The organism is Caballeronia calidae (genome assembly GCF_900044055.2).
GTDB lineage: Bacteria > Pseudomonadota > Gammaproteobacteria > Burkholderiales > Burkholderiaceae > Caballeronia > Caballeronia calidae.
This window is the reverse complement of record NZ_FCOX02000238.1, coordinates 1-1988: the sequence shown is the minus strand read 5'-3', so window position 1 is coordinate 1988 and position 1988 is coordinate 1. Positions and strand designations below refer to the sequence as shown.

Below are 1988 nucleotides of genomic sequence, written 5' to 3'. Positions count from 1 at the left end.
GAAGTCTGTCACAGCTGGTTCAACCGCTTTCGCAAACTGTTGGTCCGATACGAAAAACTCGAACGCAGTTTCGTCGCCCTAAACCATCTTGCCGCTGCCATCATCGCCTTCCGCAAGGTGCCGCTGAGCGTTAACGTAATTTGCGGATAAGCTCTAAGGCAGGATTGCGGGCTAGCGAAGAACTCGCTGCTTGTCTATGGGCCTTTCATTCGCGACTTTCTCGACAGCCACGCGGCCAGCGACGGAAGCAAATTGCCAGATGCATTTGACGCGGTAACGATCCGGAATCATCTTCTTGCGCGCAGCAAAGGTCGATCGGCGGAGTACACGCGGCTGATGGCAGCTGCGCTTCGCTCGTTCTGCCATTTCCTCTTTCTGCGTGGCGATACGGCCCGAGACCTGTATGAGTCAGTGCGCTCGGTTCGTAAGTGGCGACAGTCGACTGTGCCGACGTTCCCCACGCCTGAGCAGCAAGAAGCGCTCATTGCATCTGCAGACCGGTCGACTCCGACTGGGCGTCGTGACTATGCAATCCTGCTTTTGTTGGCGCGACTCGGCTTACGTGCCGGAGAAATCGTCGCAATCGAGCTCGACGACATTCACTGGCGTTCGGGGGAACTCGTCGTTCATGGCAAGGGGAATGTGGTCGAGCACGTCCCGCTGCCATCGGAGGTCGGAGAGGCAATCGCAACATATCTTCGCGATGGTCGTGGAGCGAGTGCATCGCGGCGCGTCTTCCTTCGCAGATTGGCACCTCGGGTTGGTTTGGCGGGGCCGGCGGCGATTGGCAAGATTGTTTGTCAGGCCTTCGCACGTGCCGGTTTCCGCCCCGCGTGCCGGGGCGCCGCACATCTGTTCCGTCACGGTCTGGCGACGACAATGATTTGCCACGGGGCCTCGATGGCAGAAATAGCCGAGGTCTTGCGGCACCGCTCACCGGACAGTACCGCGATCTATGCAAAGGACGCGTTTGAGGACCTGCGCAAGGTCGCGCGCTCGTGGCCGACGGCTGGAGGTGCAATATGACTGCGATCCGCGACTCTCTCGCGCGGTACGTGGCGGCCCGCCGTGTTCTCGGGGCGTCATTCTATGAACCCGCCTTGGCACTCGGTCAATTCGTTGATCTTCTGGAACGCGAAGGCGCCGAGTTCATTACCACCGATTTGGTTCTGCGCTGGTCGACCGCGTCCGTAAATGTCGAACGTGCCACTTGGGGGCGGCGCCTTTCGCAGGTAAGAGGATTCGCCAGATGGATGAACGTCATTGACAGTCGAAACCAAGTTCCACCAGCAGGACTCCTGAGCGCCCGCAGACGGCGCAATGCTCCGCATATTTACACTGAGCACGAAATTGCCTTGCTTATGACTCAGGCCGCCCAACTGCGCTCCCGCACCGGCATGCGAGCACTGACCTATTCGACGCTCATAGGTCTGCTTGCAGCAACGGGCCTCAGGCCAGGCGAAGCGCTTCGACTCGACCGGTCTGACGTTGACCTCGTTAGCGGAATACTCTCCATCCGGGAATCGAAGTTCGGCAACTATGCCGCTACGCCGCTAGCGGCGTAGTCACAAGTCGCGCTTTGTTCCTGTAGCAGAGTCGACCCGGGCGGCACTCGAACATTATGCCCAGAAACGCGATCAACTCTGTCCTTTACGATTGAGCGAGGCGTTTCTGGTCAGTGAGCGCGGCAACCGACTGAAGGCCTGCAGTGCGCGAAGCATGTTCGTCAGAATGTCGCGCGCCATTGGTCTGCGACTGGCGACGGAGGATGGGCGCGATGGTTACGGCCCGCGCCTCCAGGACTTCCGGCATAGCTTCGCGACTGGGAGGCTGGTCGAGTGGTATCGCGCCGGTCTGGACGTCAGTCGGGAATTGCCGAAACTCGCCACCTACCTCGGGCATGTCAACATCGGTCTTACGTACTGGTACATCGAAGCGGTTCCTGAGTTGCTTGAACTCGCTGCAGGCTATCTCAACAAGAATTGTCC

3 protein-coding genes and 1 pseudogene are annotated in these 1988 nt (G+C 59.4%); all 4 read left to right on the top strand.

Annotated elements, in window-relative coordinates; all coding sequences use genetic code 11:
• Positions 1-150: transposase (locus AWB78_RS44955; RefSeq protein ID WP_157697902.1), on the top strand; the 150-nt coding region annotated here is incomplete at its 5' end.
• Between the two features lie 102 nt (positions 151-252).
• On the top strand, positions 253-1026 hold the full coding sequence (locus tag AWB78_RS42300; RefSeq protein ID WP_232478139.1) for a site-specific integrase: 774 nt from the start codon (positions 253-255) through the stop codon (positions 1024-1026).
• Positions 1023-1565 carry a tyrosine-type recombinase/integrase gene (locus AWB78_RS49165; protein WP_232478138.1) on the top strand — a complete coding sequence of 181 codons (543 nt, stop codon included), beginning with the start codon at positions 1023-1025 and terminating at the stop codon, positions 1563-1565. The genes AWB78_RS42300 and AWB78_RS49165 overlap by 4 nt, the downstream gene beginning before the upstream one ends.
• A gap of 58 nt (positions 1566-1623) precedes the next feature.
• Positions 1624-1988 (top strand): annotated as a pseudogene (locus AWB78_RS49160) (site-specific integrase); the annotation flags it as partial.